The sequence below is a fragment of the Pseudomonas sp. TE4620 genome, from assembly GCF_056279045.1.
The window spans coordinates 2998270-3024894 of record NZ_JBWBQO010000001.1; the positions used below are offsets into that span (position 1 = coordinate 2998270).

Sequence of the window (26625 nt, forward strand, 5' to 3'; positions counted from 1 at the left end):
ATCAGAGCACGTGGCGCGCCAGCAACCCCGGCACGGCCGCCACCAGCATCGCCACCCCGGACAGGGTCAACAGGCCCAGCACCACCCGGCGGAAGGTCACCTCGCTGATGCCGATGTATACCCGCGTACCGATCAGCGTCGGCAGCAGCATCGCCGGCGCCACCACCGCGAACATCGGCAGCATCGACGAGGTCACCAGGCCAGTGCCCAGGTATGTGAGCATGGTCACCATCAGCATCGACAGATTGAAGTTCTGGATTACCGCTCGCTGCGCGTCGCGATCAAAGCCGCGCAGCGTGCACCACAGCGTCGGCACCGTACCGGTAAAACCACCGATGCCGCCCAACGCCCCACCGGCCATCCCCACCACCCCATCGGCCAGGCGCCCACCGGGCACCCGCGGCAAGTGTGGCGCAGCCAACATCAACGGGCACCAGAGCACCAGCAAGGTGCCGAACACCGCCTTGAACCAGAGCATATCCAGGTAAGGCAACACCCACACCCCCATGGGAATGCCCGCCAGCCCGCCCAGCACAAACGGCCACAACAATCCCCAGCGAAAGCCCCGGCGCATGCTGAACGCCGCAATCAACTGCCCGGTCAGCCCGCCGAACACCGTCAACACCGCCGCCACCTGCGGCTCCAGGCTCCAGGCCCAGAACGACATCGCGACCATGCCGAAGGCAAAGCCCGACAGGCCCTGGACAAAGCCGGCGACCATGGCGCCGAGGGCGATCAGGTAAAGAGGGTCCATGAGGAGTGGCGTCCTTTTCGTGATGACGGAGAATCAGAACTGGCACACATGCTATTACAGTGGGAGCGGGCTTGCCCCGCGATAAGGCCGCCAGATCACTTACCAGCCTTACGCAACCGCAACCGCCGCAGCACCGCAAAACGTTTACAAAACTGCCGATGGTGGTGACTGTTCAACAAAACCAGCGCCACCGAGGGCAGTGCAATCGACGTCGCGGAAAAAAACAGATGGAGACCGGCTCCCAAACTGGCGATGGCCATCAGCAGACTCGTCACCGCAACCGCAACGAGACACCATACCCCCCAGGCAAAACCGTTAGCGATCAGACCAGCGCCTACGCCACACACCGCCGCCCCGAGCAAAATCACAATCAGCACATACCCCATGTTCTCGAGATGCCCGGCAAAGTAGGCGTACTCCAGCTGCACCGTTGCCAGCGCAATAGAGGCCATGGTCAAGAAAAACGCGGCGAAAGATCGGCCCATGTAGCGCCTTAAAAACGCCGCCATCCCTGGATACCGCAACACATCCACAGGCTGCCCCGGCAAGCGCTTGGCTCGCGGAGCCTTGCTGATCTCGACGAACCTTGCATATAGCCGCCGATAGCCCTGGCTGTTGAACACCAGCAGGCCAGCCAGGGGACAGAAAAGCGCCAGGTAATAAACCAGCCCAGGTGGACGCTGGGCATACATCCCCAAAGCGACCAGCAAGCAACACACCAGCAGTGCCACCAACCACCAGATCAACCGCGTGCTCCCCCACACCAGCAAGAGGTGCAGCAGGGTCGGGATAACCACGCCGTTCTTCACGCCGCGCAAGATGTCGGATGAACTCATGGCGCTCAGAGAGTGTGCGCCGTTAATCACCAGCATCAGGCTCATGAGGGAAGCAACGGACAGCAACCAGCTCAAGGTCAGCAGCGGAAAATTGCGGCGCAGGCACGCGTTGATTTGTTCTTGGTGATTCATCCGTGAACCTTTGAGGGTGAGGGTTCGATTTTATCGTTTGCCAGACACAGGCTTGAAGTGATTGCGCCGGATATCCGACAGGGTTTTGCTCATTTCTCGATAACGGCGGCTGTTATACGCCAACAGCGCCAACAAGGGGGCAATTACTGAAGCCACTGCCAGGAGTGCATCGTGAGCAAAGGGATAGGTCAGCACGCCGGCAACCAGACAAACGAGCAACAGCCCGACTACTGCACGGTTTCCGGATGAGTAGCCGCGTATTACAGCGAATTGGCCGATGCCGAGGGTGAATGAGCCTAGAATGAGCATGATAACGATGTAGATCGGCCGATTGGGATCACCTGCGAAATAGGTCTCTCCCAAGCGGATGAACGCAGCGGTGAAGGATATAACGGCAAGGAAAAAGCCGGTCCATAGCACGGGGTAGTATCGGCGTATGAAGGCCGGCAATTGCGCTAGATCTAGCACTGGCTCGCTCTCCTTGCCGGACTTGCTAAGTGAACCCGTCCCGTCCTCGGTTCTCCCTCTCCCGCAACCTCATCAGCCGCCGTCGCATCTCGCGGTGTCGCTCGCTGTTGAACAAAAGCAGAGCCAGCAACGGTGCCAACAGCGCCAGGGTAAAAAGTGGCATGGGCGTGCGGGGGCCATAGGTGGAAAGAGTTAGTAGCATGCACGCGCCAAGCACCATGACGACAAGCCACATGCCGGAGCGCCGCCCTCGAAGCTGAAGCATGTTGCCCACGCTCAGCAGCAAAGAGCAGACCACGAGTGAAGAAATGATGTACTCGGGTAGGTCGGGATGGGTCTTGAAATGAAGCAGGCTCGCGAGTGCTATCGCCAGTGAGAAGGAAAAACAGCTCAGCATCAATGCTGCGGCGTATACGGGGAAGTAGCGATTCAGAAATTTCTTGTTCCTCACGGGATAAGTCACGATTCAAATTCCTCATACAATGCAACGACTATGCTGTACAAAATTGCGCTCCCCGGCACTGCCAAGGCCACTCCAACTGCGTCTCTGATCATCGAAAGGGTGATGCTATTTAGCTCTGTATTGGAGTAACGCTTCGGAAGCGATTCCAAGTGCTTTTTCAGCTTCAACTGATTAGCAGTCAATGACGGATGGCGAATCGATAGAATTTCCTTGGTCAACGCTTTGCGTTGTTGACGACTCAGCGGCCTACTAAGATCAAACCAGCTGTTCCCTGTGGCAGCCTTTCGCATTTGAAGGTATCGCAAGATCACATGCGTTGAGACGGCAGCCCCCAGCAAAGAAATCAAATCGAGCAGAGGGACTATCGTTCGATACCACTCCTGCTCCATCATCTTGTCATTGAGCTCAGGATCATGAATCTCTAGAGCGGTACTGACTGAACCAATGCCACACAGTAATAACCCAGCGCCCGCGACCACCGTCCCGACGATCTTGATCGCCAATGCAATAGGGGGCGAAAACAACTTCACTGCCGGACCATCAAGTACAGCCCGTAGCGCTATCACCGCCCCAGCGCATGTCACGGAAGTTTTCAACGCTTCCGTTACAACCTGTGACTCTCTGGGGTGATGCACCAATTGATCCACGTATTGCATTGGCGCCAAGTGTCGCTTCACCTCCCGCAACACCACCCGCTTGGGCAGCACACTACAAATCGGCCGAAACTCCCGCAACGTCACCACGTTGTAGTCCGCATCGATATACACCACCCCCGCCCCGACGATCCCGGGGTCAGCATCAATCGCTGCAAACAGTCTCGGCACATTGACCAGGCTTTCAATCCGCTGGCGCGCAAAGTACTGCGACGGGCTCACGCCAAGCCCGCTCATCCTTGAGTCGTTCATGGGGTCTCCTGAAACGTGAAAGCGCCTGCAAACCCGAAGGTTGCAGGCGCTCGAGCGGCCTAGTTTTAGCAGCTAAAATTCAACGTTTCAGAAGTGTATTTTTGCTGTGTGTGTCGTCCTACACGCTCAAAAGAGGAAGTAAACGAAGGGGGCGTAGGACGCATCTTTTTATGCTTGAATGATCGTGCCCCATCAGATTGCTAGTTGCCGACATCCTGGACCGGTGTACACGAGTGATACGACAAACGTCTGCTATGCACACGGTTTAAGTCGTGCCAATAGTCATGCCAGACACTCGATACAAATCTTAAGCGCGCAGCAGAGTGCCGTCTTGAATCGTCATACCGGTATAGCGGTATGGATCCTGACCTACCCCATACTGATCCAGAATTAGCCCTTGGCTTGTTGTCGATAGACTTCGAGGATCGCTTCACGGGCAGGTAGCTTGCGTTCAGCATCATCCGGTGTGACATCGATGCCTGCGAGACGCAGGCTGGCCGAATAATTGGACTGACGTGTCTTGGCGCAATGGGCTTTCTTGGCGTGCAAGCTTGGCGCTTTCAAAGGACTGACCTCATGGCTGGGCAATGACGCTGGGCAACAACTCTAGGAACGACCATCCCCTCTCCATCTAACCTCTGTCGGCCACGGTGGGAGCTGGCTTGCCCCGCGATCAAGCCTGTACTGCTTACCTTGCCAATCATGCTTTATCACCGCTTGCTAGCCATCGATTCCGCATCCTGCGTATGACCAACACACGTTTGCACATTTGGCGGTAACGTCGGCTGTTGATAATTAGCAAGCCGAGCAAGGATGCAGTCAATGAGGCCACAAACAGAAGCATATGAGATGACCGACCGTAGGTTGAGAGCGTGGCAAGGAAGCAAACAAACAGCAGCACAACAATCATCCATACCGCCCAAGTGCGACCACGAATCAGGATGAAGGTCCCTAACGTGATCGCCAGCGTACCGACCGCCAGCATGCCCATCGCAAGCTCTGACTCGTAGGCGTGCTTCAAAAAATAGGTATTGATTACGCTTAATGTAGCCATTGCCGTAGCGAAAAGTGCCAATAGGTATGTACCGATCAAACACGGGTAGAATCGACGAATAAATACCCACATCTGGGCCTGACTGATCACGATTCACTTCCCTCGACTAGGCTAAGCGCTACTGACTGTACAGCACTGCTTCCCCCAAAGTACTGCGACGGGCTCGCGCCAAGCCCGCTCATCCTTGAGTCGTTCATGGGGTCTCCTGAAACGTGAAAGCGCCTGCAAACCCGAAGGCTGCAGGCGCTCGAACGGCCTAGTTTTAGCAGCTAAAAATCAACGTTTCAGAAATGTATTTTTGCCGGTTATGTCGTCCTACACACTCAAAATAAGAATGAAAACAATACCTTGTAGGAAGAAACCCTGAGAGCGCTTGTAGACCTGTTACCCAGCCATTGTTTCCACCGGGTCAATCACCTGTAACGCTACGTTTGAGCTCAGTTCGACCAGGCAGAGCAGGTGCGAAGTTCCATCACCGCCGAAGAACTTGTCCGCTCGATCGCCGGTCAGTTTTTCCTGGAACTTGAACGGTGTCGTGATAATTCGCTTGATATCTTCCTTGAAGCTCTGCGTATTGGCGTTGATCCATTCGGCTGCCTTGCGTCGCTCGGCAATCGGCGCTTTGGGCGTGTCTGTGCTCCTGAGCAAGACGGCAGGATCGATATCAAGGTCTTCGGTGTTGTAGCGCATGAACACATGGCACAGCTCATTACCCTGGTGGTCAGCAACCGCCACACGCAAGTTGTACCCGCCCCTCCTCGCCTTGCACGCCTGCTCGGTTGCATCAACGCCAACCTCCCACTGCACCTGGCCTCTGATTTCGCCCTTTTCCATATCGATCTGGTTTTCGATGAACGAGTACACCGTCCTGTTCACCCTGACCCAGCCGAGCTTGCCGGCACCGGATATACACAAATAGCGGTGCTGAGGTTTGAGCTCGTGAGGGGCCTTGCCGACGGACCAGGTCAACAGCTCTTCGCCTTTCAACGAGTGTTGAAGCTTGGCGTTTTTTTCATCGTAACGCGAAACGATGGTGCACTTTCTGGGGTTGGACTGCGGCCGCTTGGCCAACTCCGAGCGAACCTCGGCATCGATTGCCCGCTCGCCGCGCTGCGCACTTGCGCGCGATTTCTCGGCAGCAATCAAGTCGCGATCCAGTTCTTCGGCCTGCTTGCGCAACGCATCGTATTTGCCAGCCAGCGCCTTCGCAGCATTGTTAACCGACTCCAAAAAGCCCGACGTCAGCAAAGTGGCCTTACGCTCCATCTTCGCCACCAATGCCTCAACGCCCTTGCTGACCCCAAGAACGCGAACGTTGGTCTCAAAATTCGCGCTCGCACCCCGCTCGGTAAAATTCTGGCTGCCCAAGGTCACAAAGCGGTCCTTGGCAACGACCATCTTCGCGTGAAGATTGGGCAGGTAGTAAACCGGGACCTTTTTCTTCAGAAGGGCTTTGATGGCACTGTAACTGGAGGCACCCGACGCAAGCACCTGCACATTGACCAACGTATAAACCTTGGCGCTTTTACCCAGCTGGGCAATCTCCAGCGCGACCGAACCGGTCAGGTACGGCGAGAAAATCTTCAGATCAACCTTGTCGTTTTGCAGCTGTTCTTTTATCAGCGGCACGATATTGCTAGTGAACTTCAATCGTCCGGCTTCCTTGTACGAGTCTCTGCCGATAATACTACATTGCCACTATCAACCGATTAGCCCAAAATCCCGCCCCTCGCACGCCCAAGCCGCCCTACAAGGAAACCGCCATGGCCCAGCCCCTGCTCGATGCCTTCATTGCATGGATGAGCGCCAACCTGGACAACGCCACCCTCGCCCACGGCTACCAGAACCGCATGAGTGGCGAGCCCTGGCACTGCAGCAGCCTGTTCAACGCCTATGAAACCTACCACTGGCCGCACCCGGCGATTGCGCACCTGGACATCGACAAGGGCAGCGACATCACCAGCAACACCCGCGCACTGACGGCGCTTGAGCAGCAACTGCAACGCGCCCTGGCGCCCGCGCCTGATGACCTTGCCGCCAGCCGCGCGGCCATTGATGTGATGATCTGGGGTGGCGTACAAAACGGTAACGTCAGTTGGCTGACCAACAATGCCGAGGGCTTGGCCCAGCTGTTGATCGACACCCGCGACGCAATCGACAGCGGTGCTCTGCACCATCAACTGCTACTGGACCCCGAGCTGCGCTTCAACGCCGGCATGACCAAGGTCTACTCGCTGATCTGCAAGCAGTTGGTGATCTACGACAGCCGCGTTGCTGCCGCGCTGGGTTGGGCAGTGGTGAAGTTTTGCAAGCAGGTCAAGCCTGAACTTACCCAGGTACCGCCCCACCTGGCCTTCCCCTGGGCGTCGGCCAGGCCGAACAAGGGCATATCCAAACAGCGCGATCCGTCCCAGGGCAACTTGCAGTTCCCGCCGCTGCAGGCCGGCACCCTGCACGCGCAGTGGAACATCCGCGCCAGCCAGATACTGGCGGCGGTACTTGCCCATGACAATGCAAAGCACAGCGGCTTCAACCAGGACGACGGTACAGGCAGCAGCCCGTTGCGACGCCTGGAAGCGGCGTTGTTCATGATCGGCTACGACCTGGGCGGCGGTACGGTAACGAATTCGCAGCCAAAGGCTACCAGCCAGAGCGAGGTAATCGTGCAAACTCTGGGCTGGACTGAAGGCTGGACGCCCAAACAGCGCAAGGCTTTTCTCTATCGCTTGACCGAGCAGGGCTTTGAAGCCCGCGGCACGAGCATCACCCGCTACCCGCTGCCGGTAATCAACGACACCCTCAACTACCTGTGGCAGCAGTTCGGTCGCGGGCAATTCCCCTTGGCCAACAGCGCCGACGGCGTGCCGGCCGGCACCAGCGAAGAAGGCATCGGCACCGCTTACTACCAGGCAATCAACCGGCAACCGCGGGTGCCTGAGTCGAGCCGCCTGGCTGCGATCCTTGAGGATCTCGGGGTGATTCAGCTAGTCAGCCGTGGGAAAAAGCACTGGGTGTTGAACCTCGAGTTGCTGGACGCTAACCATAAAGGCGCTTTGGATATCGAGCCGCTGGTGCTGCGTTTGCTTGAAGACGAAGCGCAGGACTGAGTTAACGATATACAGGGGTGACCAAGCACTGAGTGCTCGGACACCCGCCCCTACATCACGAATTCGCGCTCGTCAGTCCTCCCAACACTCACGCCGACTCAGCCCGAGCCTTATCCAGCACCTCGCGAGCCTTGCGTACCATGGGGTCCAAGCGGTCCACCAGTTGGATCATCGCCTCCAGGGTGTCCATCTCCTCATCACCATCATGCTTGTCCAGCAGCTTGCCGATACACTCCACCACGGCTGGCGACCAGCGCGCATCTTCTTCACCCATTTCTATCAGTGAATGCAAGGTATTGAGCCCGCGCTGCCCACCCGCAGTAATCGCCTCGGCCTCTTCGGTCAGCGCAAACGCTGGCTGTGCTTCGGCCAAAAACTCTGGCGCGAAGTCTTCATCCTCGACCCTGGCCGTTACCTCTGTAGAGGCCGCGTCCGAACCTGGTTCCCCCTCAATCTCAACCGCCCGCACCAACTCACCGATGAAGCTTTTAGCCTCACCGCTGAGGTACTGCACCGTGGCCAAATGGGTGTTGCGCTTGGGCGACTGCGGCAGAAAGAAGCGCACCTGCTCGCCTTCGCCCAACACCGCATCGCTCCAGTCGCGCAAGGTGGCGCCGTAGGCCAGTCGCGGGTAATTGACACGCGGATACAGACGCTCAACCACCTCATCGCTCAACGACTCTGGATCAACCAGCACGCCATACTTGTAAAGCAGATCGAAGGTCACCTTCGAGCGCTGGTCCAACAGCTGCGGATCGACCCCCTTGTGATACGGCCCTGCCTGCACCCGCTGCGCGGCCAGCAACGTACGGCTGTCCAACACCCCCAACAACTCATCCAGCGCCTGCTCGGCGCTTATGCCCTCTGACGGAACCCATTGAGCAAGAATCGACTGGGCGTTGGCCACCGCGTCGGCGATGGTTTGGTTGGCACTAGGCATGAGAGGTCCTTTCACAATGGCTTGGAAATCAAGGCGTTCCCGCGATAATGGCGAATTGCTAGCCATCTATGCAAGCACACCTTGATTGGCGCCAATCAGCGCATCATTGCGGCCGGTCCAGCATGGCGTGAGCCACATCCTCCACCAAGGCTTTGGCCATGCCGCTACGGGCCTTCAGGCCACGTGCTGATCGCCGTTATTCTCCGAAGCCAGGGCGGCCAGCTGAGCCTCCAGCAGTTCGCGGCAGAGCACTGCCCGCTGGGTGCGATGGAACTTCGCCAGCGCCTGGATCAGTTCAAACGTGTCCTCATCGACCCGGACCTTGATCTCGCGGTCATGTAGGTGATTGCGGTTGGCGTACATGCGGGGCTGCTCCTTGCGGTTGGAATGGGTTAGGCGGCGGTTTGCTTGGTCGAGCTGGCAGGGTCGTCGCTACGGCTCGCGGTGAGCTTTCCGGCGGACTCCTTCTCCAACACGCATTGCATCGGGCACCGCCATCAAACCAACCTACCTGATGCGCAAGGCGACCGAAGTGTTCGGTCCTTGTGGTGAAGGCTGGGGCTGGACGGTACTTGAGGATCGGTTCGACGAAGGTGGTCCACTCCAGGCTCCGACAAAAGAGTGGCCGGATGCCCCTCGCATTAACGCCAAGCTGCACACTTTGAAGATTGAGCTCTGGTATCTGGGCAAGGACGGCCAGAAGTGCACGGTGCAGCATTACGGGCACACACCTTTCGTACTGCTTCAACAAGGCAAAATCATCACCGATTGGGAGGCGGCGAAAAAGTCCCTCACTGACGCCATCGGCAAATGCCTCCAACCCCTCGGATTTGCCGCCGATATTCATATGGGCATGTTTGATGACGCCGCATATGTCGAAACGGTTCGTAGCGAGGTTGCTATCGAGAAGGCTGAAGACAAGGCCGCCGAGGAAGAGCGTCAGAAGCAAGAAAGGCTGGAATGGCTCAAAACTGCCGTTGAAACCATGAGCGGCGCAGTATCCATGCATGAGCTAAAAATGCTCAACACACGATACGTCAAAAGCGCAGTGGCTCGTAATGAAGCGGCATTCTTGCGGCGCCTTGCCGAAGCTTTCGATGAGCGCAAGGCCATTCTGGAAGCGAACCTTGCCAGCAAGGGAGCCGCAGCATGAGCACCCTTTACGAATTGACCGGCCAGTTCCAGGAGCTTGCCGCTCTGATGGATGGCGCCGACGAAGATATGGCGATAGCTGTTCGCGACACCATGGGCGCGATCGAAGCCGAGTTCAACGACAAGGCGTTGGCAGTAAGCCGGATCATCCTGAACATGGATGGAGACATCGAAGCTGTTGATGCGGAAATCAATCGTCTTCAAGAGCGCAAACGGATCATGTCTAACCGCAAGGGCCAGATCATTGACTTCCTGCGCGAGAACATGGAGGCGGCAAACATAACGAAGATCAGTTGCCCTCTTTTCACTATCACCCTGGCCAAAGGTCGCGAGTCGGTAATCATCGACGATGAAAAAGCTCTTCCCGATGACTTGGTTGACTCAAGGGTGACGACTGTCCCCGACAAGAAAGCCATTTCCGACCGCATTAAATCTGGGCAGGTCGTGAAAGGCGCTCACATCGAGCGAGGCAAGTCCTCGATCCGCATCAAATAAGAGATAGCTCATGCCAACACTTACCGATATCGGCCGCCTGGGCCGCGACGCTGAACTGCGCTACACGCCTGAAGGGAATGCCGTCTGCAACCTGGCCCTGGCCTGCGAATATGGCCGCAAAGGCCAAGATGGCAAGCGCCCCACTCAGTGGGTCGACGCCACGCTCTGGGGCAAGCAGGCCGAAGCCATGGCGCCCTACCTGCTCAAGGGCCAGCAACTGCACTTCACCATCGACGACGCCCACGTCGAGACCTACATCAAGGCCGATCACTCCCAAGGAGTGAAGCTCACCGGCCGCGTGATCATCATCAAGTTCGCCGGCAGCCCGCCGCAGCAGGCGCAGCAAGGAAGCCAGCAGCAACAGTCTCGGCCTCAACAGCCGCGCCAGCAGAGCCGTCCGCAGGCACAACAGCAGAATCAGCAAGGCGCCCCGGGCCCGGACTACGACAGCTTCGACGACGACATCCCCTTCGCACCGCTGCATCACTTGTCCGGGGCGTAGCCATGATCGCCACAATCGCCCAGCCCATCCCCGCCGTGAAGTACGCGGCAGCCATGGCCACGTCCACTGGTCGGCCCTGGGGCGTGTATCGCGGAAACAAGCGTCTACTAGTGGTCATGCCCTCTGGCTCTACGAACAAGAAGCCAATTGAGGTGTGCCACCCATGAGACGCATCCAGAAGATCACCCAGCAGCGCCGCCGGCAGCTGCATGTTCACTTGCCGCCCAGCGGTTTAAAGGAGGCGTCATATGGCGATGGACCAGGCCGAGCGCGACCGGCGCAGGCGCGAGAAGTCCGCGAAGGTGCAGGAAGAAGATCTGCGCTTGAAGGTTCGACCAGGGACTAAGCAGGCCTTGCTGGAACTGATGGAGTGGGCCGGGATCGAGGAACAGGGCGAGGCGATGACGCTGATGATTCATCACCTGCACGGGCTTGGCCCGGGCGGCGCGCTGCCGCTGCTCGAACCACCGCGCCACGAAATCACGGTTTCTTCGGTTGTGGCGCGGAAGTTAGAGCTTGCCTATCAGCGCGAATCTTTCAAAGCGCTCAGCTCTGAGGCGGTACACGAGGACTGAATATTGCCGAAACAGTGCGCTCAGGAGGCGCTACCGAGAACCCGAGAATGGCGACAGTGGAGTGGTACGAAGGCTCATCTGCCCCATTAACCGACTCGGCACCAACATGAACGAGCAATCCATCATGCTCCTTCAAGAGATGATTGATATCCCAGTCGAGGCTTTTTCCGAAACTGTACGAGCAAAACGGACACCCCGAATGCTCAACGGTGCTCAACTTTATCGTGTGCTTTACGCTCGACAAATCCATTCATGCCTCCAAATCCGGCCCCATGCCGGTCACCCGTAATACCCCATCCCAAACCAAATTGCCACCATGCCGCATCCGGCCACGGAGGGCGGCGCACTGCCAGCAGATCAAGACCCTGGCCGGTACCGGCATCACCCGGAACCAGGTGGCGCAGAAACTTGGCATCAGCTACGGCCACTTGGTCCGGCTGATCGATGACCACGGCATCGATTTCCCTTTGCGAGGGAAGCTGAAGTGAAGCGTATGAACCGCGTCCGGCACGGCCGGCGCCAGCAATGGATCAACCTGCCGCCCAGCGGCTTGCAAACCGCAGGTAGATTGCAATCGAAAATGTCAAAATTTACGACACTCTCTTCACGAACCTTTTTATATCTGGGATTTCTATAACGCCAGGAGTTAGGACTTCGCTAGTGTCACTAAACCAAAGAAACCGAAACTCATTCTGGTCGGCATATTTATCAGGCGGCTTCACAAAACCAATCGCGCCTGGAGGTTCATCAAACCCTGAGTATGCCCGCTCACGATAAGTCACCGCGCCCATTCCTCCTTTCTTAACACCCCAATGCTCACTGAGAGCGCCACACACGCTTAAAAAGAAACTCTCAACATCAAAAATCTCAACACAATACTTACCAAAAGTATCCGACAGCCCTCCTGACTTGAAACCTAGTGTAGTGCAAAGCACATAAGCGTCACTAAGTCGCGTATTCTTAGTCACATTTCTAATTGTAAGCCCCTGAACCCCTTGCAGCTCCACTCCCAGATTACTTGCAAATTGCCTAAATACAGGATCCGAGCTATCTCCCGTCACCGGAGGGCCTGAATGGTATCGCTCATGCCCCTCTTCGGGGTCTCCTTGAAGTGGGTCCTCGTACTTCCGGCACGTTTCGAGTGTGCTAATAAACAGCTGACCAGCAACCAGTGCATCAGCATACTTCTCTTCTCCAAAGTAGCGATAAACAACTTTAGGTGTGTCAGGGGCACGGCGAAAGTTTGGCTGTTTACGGAACATATTCAAGCTACCGCAACGCGGACACGGAAGCACAAATTCCTCAGGCCGCCCACCAAAGTCAACTTCAAAATCGTACTTGCAAGCATCATGCGCGCAGATAGCCATATCAATCCTCCGAGTTCGGTATGCCAATCATTACCCCACTTCAACGAATCACGCCACCCCGGCGAGGGCGGCGCCTGCAATGGAGTTTCCCATGACCATCTCAGCGCCGGTGATCCGGTATCACGGATCCAAGTTCAGGCTGGCTTCGTGGGTCACCCAGTATTTCCCGCGGCACACCTGCTATGTCGAACCCTTCGGTGGGGCCGCAGGCGTCCTGATGCAGAAGCCACGCTCCTACGCTGAGGTATACAACGACCTGGACGGGGACATCGTGAACTTGTTCCGAGTCCTGCAGGCTCCGCACACCCGGGCAGCGCTGTTTGAAGCAGTGGTCCTAACCCCATATGCCAGACAGGAGTTCGAGCGCGCCTGGGAGCCGGCCGAGGATCCAGTTGAACGAGCACGACGCACGATCATCAGGGCGCAGATGGGCTTCGGCTCAGCCGGTGCGACAAAAGGCATCACCGGGTTTCGTATCGACACCAAGCGCGAGTACGGCACTGCCCAGTCACTCTGGCTTGAGTATCCCAAGTCGATCGCCACGATAGGGCAGCGCCTCACAGGCGTCCTCATCGAAAACCGACCGGCGATCGAGGTCATGCAGGCGCACGACGCCAGGACGACTCTTCACTACGTCGATCCGCCGTATGTGCATGAGACCAGATACAAGAATGCGCAGAGTGGCCGCTACTACCGCCATGAGATGGACGACACCCAACATGCTGAACTACTCAAGTCATTGCTCGAGCTAGAAGGAATGGTCGCACTATCCGGCTACCCCAGTGAACTTTACGACGACACCTTGGCAGGCTGGACTAAATACGCCACTTCGGCCCGCATCTCCGCCGGCAGAGGAACAGCCTGTCGTACCGAATGCCTCTGGCTAAACGCCGCATGCCGGCGATCGAGCAGCCAAATCAGCCTGTTCGGCAGCTGAACACCACAGCGAGATTTTCATGACAACAGCAATCGACCTGTTCGCATGTCTCGGCGGATGGAGCGCCAGCCGAAGACACTGACTGCTTCATCCGTGATCAGCCGAAGACCCTCAGCATCGAAAGCACACCAATCAAAGTACCGCCAAGACCAGTAAAAGCAGTGCACCAAGCAGTAATCGCATCCCGCCTGTATTTCTTCGCTTCACGAATTATCGAAATTGCAGCGTGCTCCCCAGCTTTTGTTAGGCAGCGTTCGCTTTGTTGTGTAATCCCGCTTTCAACGTCTTCCCAAAGCTTAGAGTCAGTCGGATCAGGCATCGGCATTGACAAGCCTTCAATTAATCGCCGGTAGTTCTTTGTTATCAACATCCGCCGATCTTGGTGCAGATCTGACATCTCGCAGTAGTAGGTGTAGTGAAGCCCGTGGTCGTGGGCTTCTTGAGTATTCGGCGGCCTCCAGATCTTGGCCTCAATCTCGTCAAGCTCCCGAAGTTTTTTCCGGAAAATGTACGAAGCCGGCAGCAGCACTTTCAACTTTTTGCGTAACTCCATGTAGCCCCCATTCCGTTTTTTTCACTATACCGGCGAGGTGTCCCCATGCCCACAGAAAACCGATCCAGCAACACCGAACAGATGGTCAGCGTGCCGCGCTCTGCAGCTGACGTTGCGCTGAAGCTGATTGCCCGCGATCTTGAAACCCTGGCCAACAACTCAGCCCGGCGCCGCAATGAGAAGGCAGGGCTCGCGTTTCGGAGTGCCCTTCTCGCCCAGCCAGCTGCCCAGCACCAGGGCGAGCCGGTGGCGGCACAATACCGTGTAAGGCAAGCAACCAAGGGGCTTCCAGGTAAACCATCAGGTGATTTTGGCCCGTGGCAGGAAATGAACTTGTCCCGGTTCAACCCTGAGCGAACCTCCTACGTCGATAGCGTAGGGTATGAGGTGGAGACAAGGGCGCTCTACACCCACGCCGATGCTGGCGAGGTTGAGCGGCTGCGCAAACTTGAACACGGATTGCGCGTGTCGCTACAGACTGCCAACGAGCACACGAAGCTGCTGATCGCCGAGCGCGACACCCTGCGCGCCCAGTTGGCCGCAATTGCAGGCTGGCCCACTGAAACTCGCGCCGCCGTGCTTGAGGCATTCCAAGACGAGCTTAACGAAAGCGCCAGTTACCCGTGGTACGACGCCGCCATCTCCGACCTGATGAAGCTGGTTGAAGCTCTATACGCCAGCGCAGAGCCGAGCGCGCCGGTTGAGCGCGACCAGGGCATACCTGGCACCTCCTTCCAGCGCCTGAACATGCTCGCCAATCAGGGCGAATGACAAAGGAGCACATTTGTACTCCATCCAGCTTTAACCCCTCTCCCCTCTATTGAACAGCCGCGATATGGCGGCCAAGGAATCGTCATGCCTGAAGAAATCAAGCTGATCCAGCCGGCTCCGGTCGTGCGCGACGAATACGGAATGTTCCAGCACCCTGACCTCCCTGACTTCGAGGAGGGTGACGGCGACAAGTGCAAAGCCTGGATTGCTGAGCAGGGTCTGGAGGTCGGCCAGGTCAGCCTGGAATACGCCGACGAGGCCATTGCTAAGCGGTATTTCGAAAGCCACGACCCGGACTGCAGTTACTGGGAACCCGACCAGCCCGATGGCGATGGCTGGTTCTGCCTTGCCATCCACGATACCGACGATGGCCCTGTGTGCTGGTGGGCGCGCCGGGTGGTGAAGCCATGAAGCTGCATCAGGTCGTCATGGCTGTGGTGGTCGGCATCCTCACCCTGGCACAAGCCTTCTGCGTGGGCATGTTCGTCGGTCGCGAGACCAAGGCATGCCAGCTGCAGGCCGGCAACGAGCGCCAGCTCTCCCCGCACGAACAAGACACCCCTACCCCTGCAAAGGCGCCAGTGCGCTGGAATGAAGAGAGGCATGAGTTGTGAGCAAGACAATCATTTTGACCGGGAAAGCGGTCGTGAATTTCCGCAAGGTCATGGAAAACGTCCCAGATGATGAGGCTCAAGACCTAGTGAGCATGAGCGACATCCGAGAAGACCAGATCACTGAAGACGACCTGCTCGACATTGAGTGGATTCACGACGACGTTGAGATTGAGGTACAGCCATGATCATCCTACCCATCGCCGCCCCGCTCTTCATGGCCTGGTTGATCGGGAGAGAGGGGCGTTTCGGACGCATTGGGTTCTGAGGCGGAGAGAGCTGCAACGAAGGCGCTCCAAGCCTCGAAGCTATCTCGGTGACGTTTGCATGACGCGTCCCATATGGGACCGCTCATTTCATTACTCGAGACCAGCCCCATCGCATACGACGTTTCCGCATCGAGCTGGATCAACAACTTATAGGCCTGTATGCGCTCATCGTCTTTTGTAGATATCACGCGAACTCACTTCTGACGTTCTGGGACATGGATTGCAGCATTATGCGCTATTAGTTCGACATCACCTCAACCTATCAATTCCCCCTCCCCACCTCTGCCGCCATGCGCGGCGTGGAGACAATCATGAAAAGAGAACTGATCAAGATCAGTGAATTCCAGCGCCGAAAATGGGGCGAGAACGGCACTCCGCTCTGCTCCCAGGCCATTCGCAATTACCTGCGCAACCGCAAGCTGCCCGGCGAGCGCATCGGGAAAATCTGGTACGTTGACTGGTCTGCATACCAGCGGACCACCGGCAACGCGCTGGTCGACATGGTGCTGAAAGGAGCTGCGTGATGGTTCCTCGACCAAGGAACAAGGCCAACAAGGGCCTGCCCCAAAACCTCTACTTCGACGCGCGCCGGGGCACATACCGCTACCGGCGCCCCACAGACGGGAAGTGGTTCCAGTTCGGCGCCGACCGCGGCAACGCTATCGACGCTGCCTCACAACTGAACACCACTTTCCTGCGCGGTGGCGACCTGGTGGCCGCCGTCCTGGGCGAAACCACGGTCACCATCGCCGAGTTCCTGGATACCTACGAGCGGGACGTACTGCCGCCCCGGGAACTGGCAAAGGCAACGCTCGACCTGTACGCGGTGAGATTCAAGCAAGTCAGGGCCGCCCTCGGCGAACGGCCGGTGGACCAAATCACCATCCGCATGGTCGCCGAGTTCCTGGAGCCACTGACCGCCCGCGCCAGCAACCAGGCCCGGGCAATCCTGATCGATGTGTTCAATCACGCTGCGGCGAAGGGCCTGTGCCCGGACAACCCGGCGGCCAGCACCATCCCCAAGATCGAGAAAAAGCAGCGCAAGCGCCACACCGTCGAAGGCCTCAAGGCCATCCGCGAGAAGTCCCCACGCTGGCTGCAGAACGCGATCGACCTGGCATTGATCACCGCACAGCGCCGCGGCGACATCCTCAACATGAGGTTCGAAGATGCGCGAGACGGGTTCCTGTACGTGGTCCAGAGTAAGACCGAGAAAGCATCTGACGCAGGTTGGCTGAAAATCAAGATCACCGACCAACTGGGCGAAGTGCTGACCAGGTGCCGGGACGACATCCTGTCGCCGTATCTGGTGCATCGCCGGCCGGAAAGAAAGAAGAAACGCGAAGGAAAGGATCACTGGACAAAGGTGGACGAGAGGTTTCTCACCCGGGCCTTCAAGGATGCGAGGGATGCCGCCGGCTGTTACAACGACCTCAAAGAGGAAGAGATGCCGGGGTTTCATGAAGTGCGCGCCCTATCCCTTCACCTGTACAAACGAGCAGGCAAAGACGGGCAGAAGATCGCCGGGCATGCTACCGAAGGCATGACCAGGAACTACCAGAAAGGGCACGAGGATGTGGTGTGGTCCGAGGTCGAAGCTGACCTGGATATCGGCGATTTCGCCGGGTAGTTTTGCGCGAGTTTTGCGCATGTTTTGCGCGGGCACAAAAAAGCCGGTTCAGATAACCGGCTTAACTGCCTGATTTTACTCAGTAAATAATGGTCGGGACGGAGTGATTCGAACACTCGACCCCTTGCACCCCATGCAAGTGCGCTACCGGGCTGCGCTACGCCCCGACTGGGCTTGAAGCATGTCCCCCTTGTTGCTGAGAACGTTGAAGAATGTACCCTAACCTTTTGAATTATGGAAGCATTTTTTCCAAAATTCCGGGCCCGATAGGGGTTACTTCTTCAGCACCACCAAGACGTCTTCTAGCTCGGCAATCATCTGCCGGATCAGTTGTTTGTACTGGGTGGTGTCGTCCTTGGCTTCGTCGCCAGAGAGGCGCAAACGCGCCCCGCCGATGGTGAAGCCTTGGTCGTACAGCAGCGCGCGGATCTGGCGGATCATCAGCACGTCCTGGCGCTGATAGTACCGCCGGTTGCCGCGGCGCTTTACCGGGTTGAGTTGCGGGAATTCCTGCTCCCAGTAGCGGAGCACGTGCGGTTTTACCGCGCAAAGCTCACTCACTTCACCAATGGTGAAGTAGCGTTTGCCTGGAATCGGCGGAAGCTCGTCGTTATGACTTGGTTCCAGCATAGGCCTCAACTCGGGCTTTCAACTTCTGCCCTGGACGAAAGGTGACGACCCGACGCGCCGTGATCGGGATTTCTTCCCCGGTCTTGGGGTTGCGGCCCGGCCGCTGGCGCTTGTCGCGCAGGTCGAAATTGCCGAATCCGGACAATTTGACCTGCTCGTTGTCTTCAAGAGCGTGCCTGATTTCCTCAAAGAACAGCTCGACCAATTCCTTGGCCTCGCGCTTGTTCAGGCCCAGCTCCTCGTACAGCCGTTCGGCCATCTCAGCTTTCGTCAGAGCACCCATACGCTATTTCCTTAACGTGGTGTTCAACCTTTGTTCGAGCGAGGTGAGGATGTTCTGGGTTGCAGTATTCACCTCTTCATCATTAAGAGTGCGCGATGGATGCTGCCAGGTCAAGCCGACGGCCAGGCTTTTTCTATCAGGATCAATGCCTTTACCCTGATAAACATCAAACAGCCTGAGGTCTGTGAGCCATTCGCCTGCATTGTCACGAATTACTTCAAGCACCGAGCTCGAAGCAACATCACGTCCTGCGACCAAGGCCAGGTCACGACGCACTTCCGGGAATTTCGACAGCTCGCTGAACTTCGGCAGGCGGCCTTCGGCCACTTCACCCAGCACCAGCTCGAAGACGTACACCGGACGATCCAGGCCCAGGGTCTTGGCCAGCTCCGGGTGGATGGCACCCAGGTAGCCGACTTCGCGACCGTCGCGCTCGATGCGTGCGGTTTGGCCCGGGTGCAGCGCCGGGTGTTTGCCCGCAACGAAAGTGAACTCGGCGAGCGAGCCAGAGAAGCCCAGTACCGCTTCAACGTCGGCTTTCACGTCGAAGAAGTCGATGCTGTCACGGCCGTTGGCCCAGCCTTCCGGCAAGCGGCTGCCGCAGACCACACCGGCGAGCATCGGCTGCTGCTTGAGGTCGCCCAGCTGGCCGACGAAGCGCAGGCCGCTTTCGAACATGCGCACGCGGTCTTGCTGACGGTTGAGGTTGTGCTGCAGCGATTTGACCAGGCCCGGCCACAGGGAGGCACGCATGGCCGCCATGTCGTTGGAGATCGGGTTGGCCAGCAGCAGCGGCTCGACGCCCGGGCTGAACAGTTCGAACAGTTTCGGGTCGATGAAGCTGTAGGTGATGGCTTCCTGGTAACCACGGGCCACCAGCAGGCGGCGCAGGGCTGGCAGTTCGCCACGGGCCTCGGCCTTGGCTTGCGGGGCCAGGCGCGCTTGCGGGTAACGCACTGGCAGGCGGTTGTAGCCGTACAGGCGCGCCAGTTCTTCGATCAGGTCGACTTCCAGGCTGATGTCGAAGCGATGGCTTGGTACTTCAACCTGCCACTGGCCTTCGCCGGCGGTGGTTTTCAGACCCAGGCCGTTGAGCAGCTGCTCGACCTCGGCACTGGCCATTTCCATGCCCAGCATCTGGGTCAGGCGCTCGGCACGCAGGGTGACCGGGGCCACCTTGGGCAGGTGCGCTTCGCTGGTGACGTCAATCACCGGGCCCGCTTCGCCGCCGACGATCTCCAGCAGCAGGCCGGTGGCGCGCTCGATGGCTTCGCGGGCCAGTTGCGAGTCGACGCCGCGCTCGTAGCGGTGCGAGGCATCGGTGTGCAGGCCGTAGGAACGGGCCTTGCCAGCGACGGAAATCGGCTCGAAGAAGGCGCTCTCGAGGAAGATGTCGCGGGTGCCCGCGGCAACGCCGCTGTGCTCACCGCCCATCACACCGGCGATGGCCAGGGCGCGGCTGTGGTCGGCGATGACCAGGGTGTCGGGGCGCAGGGTAACTTCCTGGCCGTCGAGCAGTACCAGCTTCTCGCCCTCTTCTGCCATGCGCACGCGGATGCCGCCGTTGATTTCGGCGAGATCGAAGGCGTGCATCGGCTGGCCGAGCTCGAGCATTACGTAGTTAGTGATATCGACGGCAGCGTCGATGCTGCGCAGGTCGGAGCGACGCAGGCGCTCGACCATCCACAGCGGGGTCGGCCGGGTCAGGTCGACGTTACGGATAACGCGGCCCAGGTAGCGTGGGCAGGCAGCCGGTGCCAGCACTTCAACCGGGCGCACTTCGTCGTGAGTGGCGGCAACAGCCGGCACTTGCGGACGGGTCACCGGTACGTCGTACAGGGCGCCGACGTCGCGAGCAAGGCCGGCCAGCGACAGGCAGTCGCCACGGTTCGGGGTCAGGCCGATCTCGATGCTGGCGTCGTCCAGGTCCAGGTACAGGCGAATGTCGGTGCCAACCGGGGCGTCAGCCGCCAGTTCCAGCAGGCCGTCGTTTTCTTCGCTGATCTGCAGCTCGGCCGCCGAGCAGAGCATGCCGTTGGATTCAACGCCACGCAGCTTGGCTTTCTTGATTTTGAAGTCGCCCGGCAGTTCGGCGCCGATCATCGCGAACGGGATCTTCAGGCCAGGGCGCACGTTGGGCGCGCCGCACACTACCTGGAAGGTCTCGCTGCCATTGCTGACCTGGCACACGCGCAGCTTGTCGGCATCGGGGTGCTGTTCGGTGCTCAGCACCTCACCGACGATGATACCGCTGAACTGGCCGGCGGCCGGGGTGACGCTGTCGACCTCAAGGCCGGCCATCGACAGACGGGCGACCAGATCGTCACGGGATACCTGCGGGTTGACCCAACCGCGCAGCCACTTTTCACTGAATTTCATCCTGCTCTCCTGAAAGATTCGTTACGGGTGCGCGACCTAGCGAAATTGCGCAAGGAACCGCAAGTCGTTGTCGAAGAACAGGCGCAAATCGTTGACGCCGTAACGCAGCATGGCCAGGCGCTCGGCGCCCATGCCGAAGGCAAAGCCCTGGAACTCTTCCGGGTCGATGCCGGACATGCGCAGCACGTTCGGGTGAACCATGCCGCAGCCCATGACTTCCAGCCAGCCGGTCTGCTTGCACACACGGCAACCTTTGCCGCTGCAGATCACGCACTGGATGTCGACTTCAGCCGAAGGCTCGGTGAAGGGGAAGAACGACGGACGGAAACGTACCGCCAGCTCTTTTTCGAAGAACACCCGCAGGAACTCTTCGATGGTGCCTTTGAGGTCGGCGAAATTGATGTCGCGATCGATCAACAGGCCTTCGACCTGGTGGAACATCGGCGAGTGGGTCAGGTCCGAGTCGCAGCGGTAAACGCGGCCCGGGCAGACAATGCGGATGGGCGGCTGAGTGGACTCCATGGTCCGCACCTGCACCGGCGAGGTGTGGGTACGCAGCAGCATGTTGGCATTGAAATAGAAGGTGTCGTGCATTGCCCGGGCCGGGTGGTGGCCGGGAATGTTGAGCGCTTCGAAGTTGTGGTAGTCGTCTTCCACCTCAGGGCCTTCGGCAATGCCGTAGCCGATGTGGGTGAAGAACTGCTCGATGCGTTCCAGGGTACGGGTGATCGGATGCAGACCACCGGAGGTCTGTCCACGGCCCGGCAAGGTTACATCAATGCACTCGGCGGCCAGTCGGGCGCTGAGCTCGGCCTCTTCAAACGCCGCTTTGCGCGCGTTGAGGACCTCGGTGACGCGTTCCTTGGCGTCGTTGATCAGCGCACCGACTTTCGGCCGCTCTTCGGCTGGCAGGTTGCCCAGGGTCTTCATCACCTGGGTCAGTTCGCCTTTCTTGCCAAGGAATTGCACCCGGATCTGTTCCAGGGCATTGATGTCTTCAGCGCGTTCCACGGCCTCCAGGGCTTGGGAGACCAGCGCGTCCAGGTTTTCCATGTACAGACTCCAGATACGAAATAGGGGAAGAGCGCAGGCTCTTCCCCTATTAAGACGTTTAACACCAGGCGCCGGAAATGACGCCAGGTGATTGTCGGGGGTACTTAAGCCAGCGAGGCTTTAGCTTTCTCGACAATCGCAGCAAACGCCGCTTTTTCGTTCACTGCCAGATCGGCCAGAACCTTGCGGTCGATTTCGATCGACGCTTTTTTCAGGCCAGCGATCAGGCGGCTGTAGGACAGACCGTTGATACGCGCACCAGCGTTGATACGAGCGATCCACAGAGCGCGGAACTGACGTTTTTTCTGACGACGGTCGCGGTAGGCGTATTGGCCTGCCTTGATGACCGCTTGCTTGGCAACACGGAATACGCGCGAGCGAGCGCCGTAGTAGCCTTTAGCCAGTTTCAGAATTTTCTTGTGACGCTTACGAGCGATGACGCCACGCTTTACACGAGCCATGAGTAACTTCCTCTATCTAGAACCAAAAATTAACGAAGGCGCAGCATGCGCTCGACTTTTGCCACGTCCGACGGGTTCAGCAAGCTGCTACCACGAAGTTGACGCTTACGCTTGGTCGACATTTTGGTCAGGATGTGGCTCTTGAAAGCGTGTTTGTGCTTGATGCCGTTAGCCGTTTTCAAGAAACGCTTGGCCGCACCGCTTTTGGTTTTCATTTTTGGCATGTTCGGATACTCCGCATTCAGTTGATAAACATAACCGCAAGGCCTGCCGTGCCCTGGTGGTTATTTCTTTTTCTTGGGTGCGATGACCATGATCAGCTGGCGTCCTTCCATCTTAGGATGCTGTTCGACGGAACCGTATTCCAAAAGGTCAGTTTCGACCCGCTTCAACAGTTCCATACCCAGCTCCTGGTGGGCCATCTCACGACCGCGAAATCTCAAGGAAATCTTGGCCCTGTCCCCATCACTCAGGAAACGTACCAGGTTGCGTAGTTTTACCTGGTAATCCCCCTCCTCCGTCCCTGGACGAAACTTGATTTCTTTAATCTGGACCTGCTTCTGATTCTTCTTGGCCTCGTTAGCTTGCTTCTTCTTTTCGAAGAGGTGCTTGCCGTAGTCCATGACCTTGCAGACAGGCGGTACTGCGTCGGCAGAAATCTCTACCAGGTCCAGCTTCGCTTCTTCAGCGATACGAAGCGCTTCATCAATCGAGACGATGCCAATCTGCTCGCCGTCAGCGCCAATTAACCGAACCTCGCGTGCCGAGATATTCTCGTTGATCGGGGCCTTCGGTGCAGCTCGTTTATCGTTTCTCATTTCACGCTTAATAGTAATTACTCCGATTCTTGGCGACCACGCCGGGAAACCGCTTGAGCGAGGAATTCAGCGAATTGAGCGACGGGCATCGAGCCCAGGTCAGCGCCTTCACGAGTACGCACAGCGACGGTTTGCGTTTCGACTTCGCGATCCCCTATAACCAAAAGGTAAGGGACCTTGAGCAAAGTATGCTCGCGGATTTTAAAGCCGATTTTCTCATTTCTCAAGTCGGACTTGGCACGGAACCCGCTTTCATTGAGAGTTTTTTCAACATTCTGGGCGAATTCGGCCTGCTTGTCGGTGATATTCATGATCACCGCCTGGGTTGGCGCGAGCCAGGCCGGGAATGCACCTTCGTAATGCTCGATGAGAATTCCGACGAAACGCTCGAACGAACCGAGGATTGCACGGTGCAGCATCACCGGATGCTTGCGGCCGTTGTCTTCGGAGACGAATTCTGCGCCCAGACGGATCGGCAGGTTGAAGTCGAGCTGCAGGGTACCACACTGCCAGACGCGGCCAAGGCAATCCTTCAGCGAGAACTCGATCTTCGGCCCGTAGAAGGCCCCTTCGCCCGGCTGCAGGTCGTACGGCAGGCCGGCGCTGTCGAGGGCGGCGGCCAGTGCGGCTTCGGCGCGATCCCACAGTTCATCGGAGCCGACACGCTTTTCAGGGCGGGTCGAGAGCTTCATTTCGATGTCTTTGAAGCCGAAGTCGGCGTAGACATCCATGGTCAGCTTGATGAAGGCAGCGGATTCGGACTGCATCTGCTCTTCGGTGCAGAAGATGTGCGCGTCGTCCTGGGTGAAGCCACGCACGCGCATGATGCCGTGCAGCGCGCCCGACGGCTCGTTACGGTGGCAGGCACCGAACTCGGCCAGACGCAGCGGTAGCTCGCGGTAGCTCTTCAGGCCCTGGTTGAACACCTGCACGTGGCATGGGCAGTTCATCGGCTTGATGGCGTAGTCGCGGTTTTCCGACTGGGTGGTGAACATGTTGTCGGCGTAGTTGGCCCAGTGGCCAGACTTTTCCCACAGCGAACGGTCAACAACCTGCGGAGTCTTGATCTCCAGGTAGCCGTTGTCGCGCTGAACCTTGCGCATGTACTGCTCGAGTACCTGGTACAGGGTCCAGCCGTTCGGGTGCCAGAACACCATGCCCGGTGCTTCTTCCTGGAGATGGAACAGGCCCAGGCGCTTGCCGATTTTACGGTGGTCGCGTTTTTCTGCTTCTTCGATGCGCTGAATGTAAGCAGCCAGCTGCTTCTTGTCGGCCCAGGCGGTGCCGTAGACGCGCTGCAGCTGCTCGTTTTTAGCGTCGCCGCGCCAGTAGGCGCCGGACAGCTTGGTCAGCTTGAAGGATTTCAGGAAACGGGTGTTCGGCACGTGCGGGCCGCGGCACATGTCGACGTATTCTTCGTGGTAGTACAGGCCCATGGCCTGTTCATCCGGCATGTCCTCGACCAGGCGCAGCTTGTAGTCTTCGCCGCGGGCCTTGAACACTTCGATCACTTCGGCGCGCGGAGTGACTTTTTTGATGACGTCGTATTCGGTGTCGATCAGCTGCTGCATGCGCTGTTCGATCGCCGCCATGTCTTCGGGCGTGAAAGGACGCTCGTAGGCGATGTCGTAATAGAAGCCTTCATCGATGACCGGACCGATGACCATGCGCGCAGTCGGGTACAGTTGCTTGACCGCATGGCCGACCAGGTGGGCGCACGAGTGACGGATGATCTCCAGCCCCTCTTCGTCCTTGGGCGTGATGATTTGCAGGCTGGCATCGTTCTCGATCAGGTCGCAGGCGTCGACCAGCTTGCCGTCGACCTTGCCGGCGACGGTGGCTTTGGCGAGGCCCGCACCAATGGATGCGGCGACTTCGGCAACCGAAACTGCCTTGTCGAATGAACGTTGACTGCCATCGGGAAGAGTAATAATGGGCATGGCGCCTCCTCTCCTAGTGGTGACCCCTACCAAAGGTCACGTGGGTTGGGATGAGCCAGTACGCGATCCGCCCCTGTCTTTGCACAAGCAAAGCCTGCCTCACAGTGGCAGAAGCCCGAAGGCCTGCCAGGGAACGAACCAGAGTGACTGGAATAGTAAAAAAACAGTTGGGAGCTGCAAGCTGCAAGCTGCAAGAAACAGCCGGCGGCGAGCTCAAGGCCAGCATGCTAGCACAAAGCTTTCGGGCGATTGCGGGCAGATTGACCGGCTGGGCAGAAATATTCGCAAATTGAGCTTTGGCGGTGAACTTGCGCGGATTTTTTCCGCTCAGAGTTTGTGAAGCGTCCTACTCTTGTGAGACTCGACCCCAAGGAGTGTTTGGTTATGCGACTTCAGTCTCTTCTGGCCCTGGCGGCTGCCTCTGCCCTGCTGCTGCCGTTGGGAGCCCATGCCGGCAAACTGCCCGGCAACTACCAGTCGACCTGCGTAGCGCAGGCGCAGAAGCAAGGCCTGGCAAAGGATAAAGCCGAACAGCACTGCAAATGCGCCGGAGACGTGCTCCAGAAAAATCTCAGCGACAAAGAGATGAAAGACCTGGATACCCTGGAGGATGGCGTTGATGCAGCAGTAATGGAGCGCGCGCAAAAAAATATTGCAGCGGTCTGCGGCCCGAAAAACCCGAAATAATAGGGCCTTTGGCCAGTTATCCATCGCTAATTTGCTCCAGATCAGCAATCTGCGAAGGTAAAAGGGGCTACAAGCCCATAATTAGACTATGATGGTCGGCGTGCACCCTGTTGGCCTCGGCAACACCGCACTACTGAAAATCATGTTTCCTGGAGATACACCCATGTCTAATCGCCAAACCGGCACCGTAAAATGGTTCAACGATGAGAAAGGCTTCGGCTTCATCACTCCACAAGGTGGCGGCGACGACCTGTTCGTTCACTTCAAGGCTATCGAAACCGACGGTTTCAAAAGCCTGAAGGAAGGCCAGACTGTCTCCTTCGTTGCCGAAAAAGGCCAGAAGGGCATGCAGGCTGCACAAGTTCGTCCAGAGTAAGATCTGACCGAATAAAAAAACCCGTCCTTGTGGCGGGTTTTTTTGTGCCTGGGATTTGGGAGCGGGCTTGCTCCGCGATAGAACCAGTAATGGCCCTATCGCGGGTCAAGCCCGCTCCCACAGAGACCGTTTTAGCCGCAGTTTACGCGGGTGATCACGCCTTGTTCGTCGGCGTTGAGGTTCAGGCGCTCGGAGCGGTATTCCAGGGTCATGACGTCGTGAGGCTTGAGCACACGGGCCAGTTGCGAGCCGCTGGCTTTACGCGCCTGCTCGAGCAACTCGGGGGTGGCCGGCTTGCCGATGGCGAACTCGGCGCCGCTGGCCTGGCAACGGCCATCGGTGTTGGCAGCAGCCTGCGGGGCCTTCGACGAAGAGCCGCCAGTGCTGCTGCAACCTGCCAATACGGCGACAGCCAACAGGCTTACCAATGATGCACGCGTGCGGAACATGAATCCTCCTTAAATACTTGAATGCTGC

Annotated in this window: 36 protein-coding genes and 1 tRNA gene; 15 read left to right on the forward strand and 22 right to left on the reverse strand. The window is 58.1% G+C overall.

The genetic code is table 11. From position 1 onward, the window contains the following. Nucleotide 1 precedes the first annotated feature (1 nt). The 8 genes from ACZ9A3_RS13845 to ACZ9A3_RS13880 form a co-directional block, all read right to left on the reverse strand. Nucleotides 2-754 carry a sulfite exporter TauE/SafE family protein gene (locus ACZ9A3_RS13845; RefSeq protein WP_476252797.1) on the reverse strand — a complete coding sequence of 251 codons (753 nt, stop codon included), beginning with the start codon at nucleotides 752-754 and terminating at the stop codon, nucleotides 2-4. Between the two features lie 95 nt (nucleotides 755-849). After that, complete coding sequence (locus ACZ9A3_RS13850) at nucleotides 850-1722, reverse strand: hypothetical protein (RefSeq protein WP_476252798.1); 873 nt, start codon at nucleotides 1720-1722, stop codon at nucleotides 850-852. A gap of 30 nt (nucleotides 1723-1752) precedes the next feature. After that, nucleotides 1753-2190 carry a hypothetical protein gene (locus ACZ9A3_RS13855; RefSeq protein WP_476252799.1) on the reverse strand — a complete coding sequence of 146 codons (438 nt, stop codon included), beginning with the start codon at nucleotides 2188-2190 and terminating at the stop codon, nucleotides 1753-1755. 25 nt (nucleotides 2191-2215) lie between these two features. Beyond that, nucleotides 2216-2653, reverse strand: coding sequence for a hypothetical protein (locus ACZ9A3_RS13860; protein ID WP_476252800.1), 438 nt, complete (start codon nucleotides 2651-2653; stop codon nucleotides 2216-2218). Continuing rightward, nucleotides 2650-3558, reverse strand: a complete 909-nt coding sequence (locus ACZ9A3_RS13865) for an NAD synthetase (RefSeq protein WP_476252801.1) — start codon at nucleotides 3556-3558, stop codon at nucleotides 2650-2652. Before ACZ9A3_RS13865 ends, ACZ9A3_RS13860 begins: the two co-directional genes overlap by 4 nt. Before the next feature lie 390 nt (nucleotides 3559-3948). Beyond that, nucleotides 3949-4122, reverse strand: a complete 174-nt coding sequence (locus ACZ9A3_RS13870) for a YhfG family protein (protein ID WP_476252802.1) — start codon at nucleotides 4120-4122, stop codon at nucleotides 3949-3951. A gap of 136 nt (nucleotides 4123-4258) precedes the next feature. Further along, complete coding sequence (locus tag ACZ9A3_RS13875; RefSeq protein WP_476252803.1) at nucleotides 4259-4702, reverse strand: hypothetical protein; 444 nt, start codon at nucleotides 4700-4702, stop codon at nucleotides 4259-4261. Nucleotides 4703-4996: 294 nt separating this feature from the next. Next, nucleotides 4997-6262: a phospholipase D-like domain-containing protein gene (locus ACZ9A3_RS13880; RefSeq protein WP_476252804.1), complete on the reverse strand. Its 1266-nt coding sequence runs from the start codon at nucleotides 6260-6262 to the stop codon at nucleotides 4997-4999. A gap of 113 nt (nucleotides 6263-6375) precedes the next feature. Here ACZ9A3_RS13880 and ACZ9A3_RS13885 point away from each other — a divergent pair, with 113 nt between their 5' ends. Further along, nucleotides 6376-7719 (forward strand): hypothetical protein, encoded by a 1344-nt coding sequence (locus ACZ9A3_RS13885; protein WP_476252805.1) that lies wholly within the window; start codon nucleotides 6376-6378, stop codon nucleotides 7717-7719. An 88-nt stretch (nucleotides 7720-7807) separates the two neighbouring features. Here ACZ9A3_RS13885 and ACZ9A3_RS13890 read toward each other — a convergent pair whose 3' ends face one another. Beyond that, nucleotides 7808-8659: a hypothetical protein gene (locus tag ACZ9A3_RS13890; protein WP_476252806.1), complete on the reverse strand. Its 852-nt coding sequence runs from the start codon at nucleotides 8657-8659 to the stop codon at nucleotides 7808-7810. Nucleotides 8660-8833: 174 nt separating this feature from the next. Beyond that, nucleotides 8834-9022, reverse strand: a complete 189-nt coding sequence (locus tag ACZ9A3_RS13895) for a hypothetical protein (protein WP_159388570.1) — start codon at nucleotides 9020-9022, stop codon at nucleotides 8834-8836. Nucleotides 9023-9173: 151 nt separating this feature from the next. Here ACZ9A3_RS13895 and ACZ9A3_RS13900 point away from each other — a divergent pair, with 151 nt between their 5' ends. From ACZ9A3_RS13900 to ACZ9A3_RS13920, 5 genes are all read left to right on the forward strand, one after another. Further along, the gene (locus ACZ9A3_RS13900; protein ID WP_476252807.1) at nucleotides 9174-9812 is read left to right on the forward strand and encodes a hypothetical protein; all 639 of its coding nucleotides are present in this window, start codon (nucleotides 9174-9176) and stop codon (nucleotides 9810-9812) included. Continuing rightward, complete coding sequence (locus ACZ9A3_RS13905) at nucleotides 9809-10306, forward strand: siphovirus Gp157 family protein (RefSeq protein WP_476252808.1); 498 nt, start codon at nucleotides 9809-9811, stop codon at nucleotides 10304-10306. Before ACZ9A3_RS13900 ends, ACZ9A3_RS13905 begins: the two co-directional genes overlap by 4 nt. Before the next feature lie 10 nt (nucleotides 10307-10316). Further along, a complete protein-coding gene (gene ssb / locus ACZ9A3_RS13910) occupies nucleotides 10317-10808 on the forward strand; it encodes a single-stranded DNA-binding protein (protein WP_476252809.1) in 492 nt (163 codons plus the stop codon). A 248-nt stretch (nucleotides 10809-11056) separates the two neighbouring features. Then, nucleotides 11057-11383: a hypothetical protein gene (locus ACZ9A3_RS13915; RefSeq protein ID WP_476252810.1), complete on the forward strand. Its 327-nt coding sequence runs from the start codon at nucleotides 11057-11059 to the stop codon at nucleotides 11381-11383. Nucleotides 11384-11592: 209 nt separating this feature from the next. Beyond that, entirely contained in the window at nucleotides 11593-11871 is a 279-nt protein-coding gene (locus ACZ9A3_RS13920) for a hypothetical protein (protein ID WP_476252811.1), read from the forward strand. Nucleotides 11872-11973: 102 nt separating this feature from the next. On the opposite strand, the gene ACZ9A3_RS13925 is transcribed toward ACZ9A3_RS13920, so the two are convergent. Further along, nucleotides 11974-12750 carry a hypothetical protein gene (locus ACZ9A3_RS13925; protein WP_476252812.1) on the reverse strand — a complete coding sequence of 259 codons (777 nt, stop codon included), beginning with the start codon at nucleotides 12748-12750 and terminating at the stop codon, nucleotides 11974-11976. A 91-nt stretch (nucleotides 12751-12841) separates the two neighbouring features. Here ACZ9A3_RS13925 and ACZ9A3_RS13930 point away from each other — a divergent pair, with 91 nt between their 5' ends. Beyond that, entirely contained in the window at nucleotides 12842-13687 is an 846-nt protein-coding gene (locus ACZ9A3_RS13930; RefSeq protein WP_476252813.1) for a DNA adenine methylase, read from the forward strand. Nucleotides 13688-13784: 97 nt separating this feature from the next. Here ACZ9A3_RS13930 and ACZ9A3_RS13935 read toward each other — a convergent pair whose 3' ends face one another. Beyond that, nucleotides 13785-14240, reverse strand: a complete 456-nt coding sequence (locus tag ACZ9A3_RS13935) for a hypothetical protein (RefSeq protein WP_476252814.1) — start codon at nucleotides 14238-14240, stop codon at nucleotides 13785-13787. Between the two features lie 45 nt (nucleotides 14241-14285). On the opposite strand from ACZ9A3_RS13935, the gene ACZ9A3_RS13940 reads away from it, so the two are divergent. From ACZ9A3_RS13940 to ACZ9A3_RS13965, 6 genes are all read left to right on the forward strand, one after another. Next, nucleotides 14286-15011 (forward strand): hypothetical protein, encoded by a 726-nt coding sequence (locus ACZ9A3_RS13940; protein ID WP_476252815.1) that lies wholly within the window; start codon nucleotides 14286-14288, stop codon nucleotides 15009-15011. Between the two features lie 84 nt (nucleotides 15012-15095). Continuing rightward, nucleotides 15096-15422 carry a hypothetical protein gene (locus ACZ9A3_RS13945; RefSeq protein ID WP_476252816.1) on the forward strand — a complete coding sequence of 109 codons (327 nt, stop codon included), beginning with the start codon at nucleotides 15096-15098 and terminating at the stop codon, nucleotides 15420-15422. Continuing rightward, nucleotides 15419-15625 (forward strand): hypothetical protein, encoded by a 207-nt coding sequence (locus ACZ9A3_RS13950; RefSeq protein ID WP_476252817.1) that lies wholly within the window; start codon nucleotides 15419-15421, stop codon nucleotides 15623-15625. The genes ACZ9A3_RS13945 and ACZ9A3_RS13950 overlap by 4 nt, the downstream gene beginning before the upstream one ends. Continuing rightward, nucleotides 15622-15810 carry a hypothetical protein gene (locus ACZ9A3_RS13955; RefSeq protein ID WP_476252818.1) on the forward strand — a complete coding sequence of 63 codons (189 nt, stop codon included), beginning with the start codon at nucleotides 15622-15624 and terminating at the stop codon, nucleotides 15808-15810. The genes ACZ9A3_RS13950 and ACZ9A3_RS13955 overlap by 4 nt, the downstream gene beginning before the upstream one ends. Nucleotides 15811-16202: 392 nt before the next feature. Beyond that, nucleotides 16203-16415 (forward strand): hypothetical protein, encoded by a 213-nt coding sequence (locus tag ACZ9A3_RS13960; RefSeq protein WP_045194519.1) that lies wholly within the window; start codon nucleotides 16203-16205, stop codon nucleotides 16413-16415. Continuing rightward, nucleotides 16415-17521, forward strand: a complete 1107-nt coding sequence (locus tag ACZ9A3_RS13965; RefSeq protein WP_476252819.1) for a phage integrase Arm DNA-binding domain-containing protein — start codon at nucleotides 16415-16417, stop codon at nucleotides 17519-17521. The genes ACZ9A3_RS13960 and ACZ9A3_RS13965 overlap by 1 nt, the downstream gene beginning before the upstream one ends. 90 nt (nucleotides 17522-17611) lie before the next feature. On the opposite strand, the gene ACZ9A3_RS13970 is transcribed toward ACZ9A3_RS13965, so the two are convergent. From ACZ9A3_RS13970 to thrS, 9 genes are all read right to left on the reverse strand, one after another. Beyond that, nucleotides 17612-17688: transfer RNA gene (locus ACZ9A3_RS13970), tRNA-Pro, on the reverse strand. A 106-nt stretch (nucleotides 17689-17794) separates the two neighbouring features. Then, nucleotides 17795-18151: a MerR family transcriptional regulator gene (locus tag ACZ9A3_RS13975; RefSeq protein WP_038994582.1), complete on the reverse strand. Its 357-nt coding sequence runs from the start codon at nucleotides 18149-18151 to the stop codon at nucleotides 17795-17797. Then, on the reverse strand, nucleotides 18132-18434 hold the full coding sequence (gene ihfA / locus ACZ9A3_RS13980; protein ID WP_002553164.1) for an integration host factor subunit alpha: 303 nt from the start codon (nucleotides 18432-18434) through the stop codon (nucleotides 18132-18134). Before ihfA ends, ACZ9A3_RS13975 begins: the two co-directional genes overlap by 20 nt. Before the next feature lie 3 nt (nucleotides 18435-18437). Next, nucleotides 18438-20813 (reverse strand): phenylalanine--tRNA ligase subunit beta, encoded by a 2376-nt coding sequence (gene pheT / locus ACZ9A3_RS13985; RefSeq protein ID WP_258607434.1) that lies wholly within the window; start codon nucleotides 20811-20813, stop codon nucleotides 18438-18440. A 36-nt stretch (nucleotides 20814-20849) separates the two neighbouring features. Next, nucleotides 20850-21866 (reverse strand): phenylalanine--tRNA ligase subunit alpha, encoded by a 1017-nt coding sequence (pheS, locus tag ACZ9A3_RS13990; RefSeq protein ID WP_038994580.1) that lies wholly within the window; start codon nucleotides 21864-21866, stop codon nucleotides 20850-20852. Between the two features lie 104 nt (nucleotides 21867-21970). Then, the gene (rplT, locus tag ACZ9A3_RS13995; RefSeq protein ID WP_010222414.1) at nucleotides 21971-22327 is read right to left on the reverse strand and encodes a 50S ribosomal protein L20; all 357 of its coding nucleotides are present in this window, start codon (nucleotides 22325-22327) and stop codon (nucleotides 21971-21973) included. A gap of 29 nt (nucleotides 22328-22356) precedes the next feature. Further along, nucleotides 22357-22551: a 50S ribosomal protein L35 gene (gene rpmI / locus ACZ9A3_RS14000; RefSeq protein ID WP_045194535.1), complete on the reverse strand. Its 195-nt coding sequence runs from the start codon at nucleotides 22549-22551 to the stop codon at nucleotides 22357-22359. A gap of 60 nt (nucleotides 22552-22611) precedes the next feature. Then, on the reverse strand, nucleotides 22612-23163 hold the full coding sequence (gene infC / locus ACZ9A3_RS14005; RefSeq protein ID WP_174242331.1) for a translation initiation factor IF-3: 552 nt from the start codon (nucleotides 23161-23163) through the stop codon (nucleotides 22612-22614). Next, nucleotides 23163-25085 (reverse strand): threonine--tRNA ligase, encoded by a 1923-nt coding sequence (gene thrS / locus ACZ9A3_RS14010; protein WP_045194537.1) that lies wholly within the window; start codon nucleotides 25083-25085, stop codon nucleotides 23163-23165. The genes infC and thrS overlap by 1 nt, the downstream gene beginning before the upstream one ends. A gap of 384 nt (nucleotides 25086-25469) precedes the next feature. On the opposite strand from thrS, the gene ACZ9A3_RS14015 reads away from it, so the two are divergent. Then, on the forward strand, nucleotides 25470-25772 hold the full coding sequence (locus ACZ9A3_RS14015) for a hypothetical protein (RefSeq protein ID WP_082075393.1): 303 nt from the start codon (nucleotides 25470-25472) through the stop codon (nucleotides 25770-25772). Between the two features lie 163 nt (nucleotides 25773-25935). After that, nucleotides 25936-26148, forward strand: coding sequence for a cold-shock protein (locus tag ACZ9A3_RS14020; RefSeq protein ID WP_007956027.1), 213 nt, complete (start codon nucleotides 25936-25938; stop codon nucleotides 26146-26148). A 131-nt stretch (nucleotides 26149-26279) separates the two neighbouring features. Here ACZ9A3_RS14020 and ACZ9A3_RS14025 read toward each other — a convergent pair whose 3' ends face one another. Next, the gene (locus tag ACZ9A3_RS14025; protein ID WP_093381150.1) at nucleotides 26280-26597 is read right to left on the reverse strand and encodes an I78 family peptidase inhibitor; all 318 of its coding nucleotides are present in this window, start codon (nucleotides 26595-26597) and stop codon (nucleotides 26280-26282) included. Nucleotides 26598-26625 lie beyond the last annotated feature (28 nt).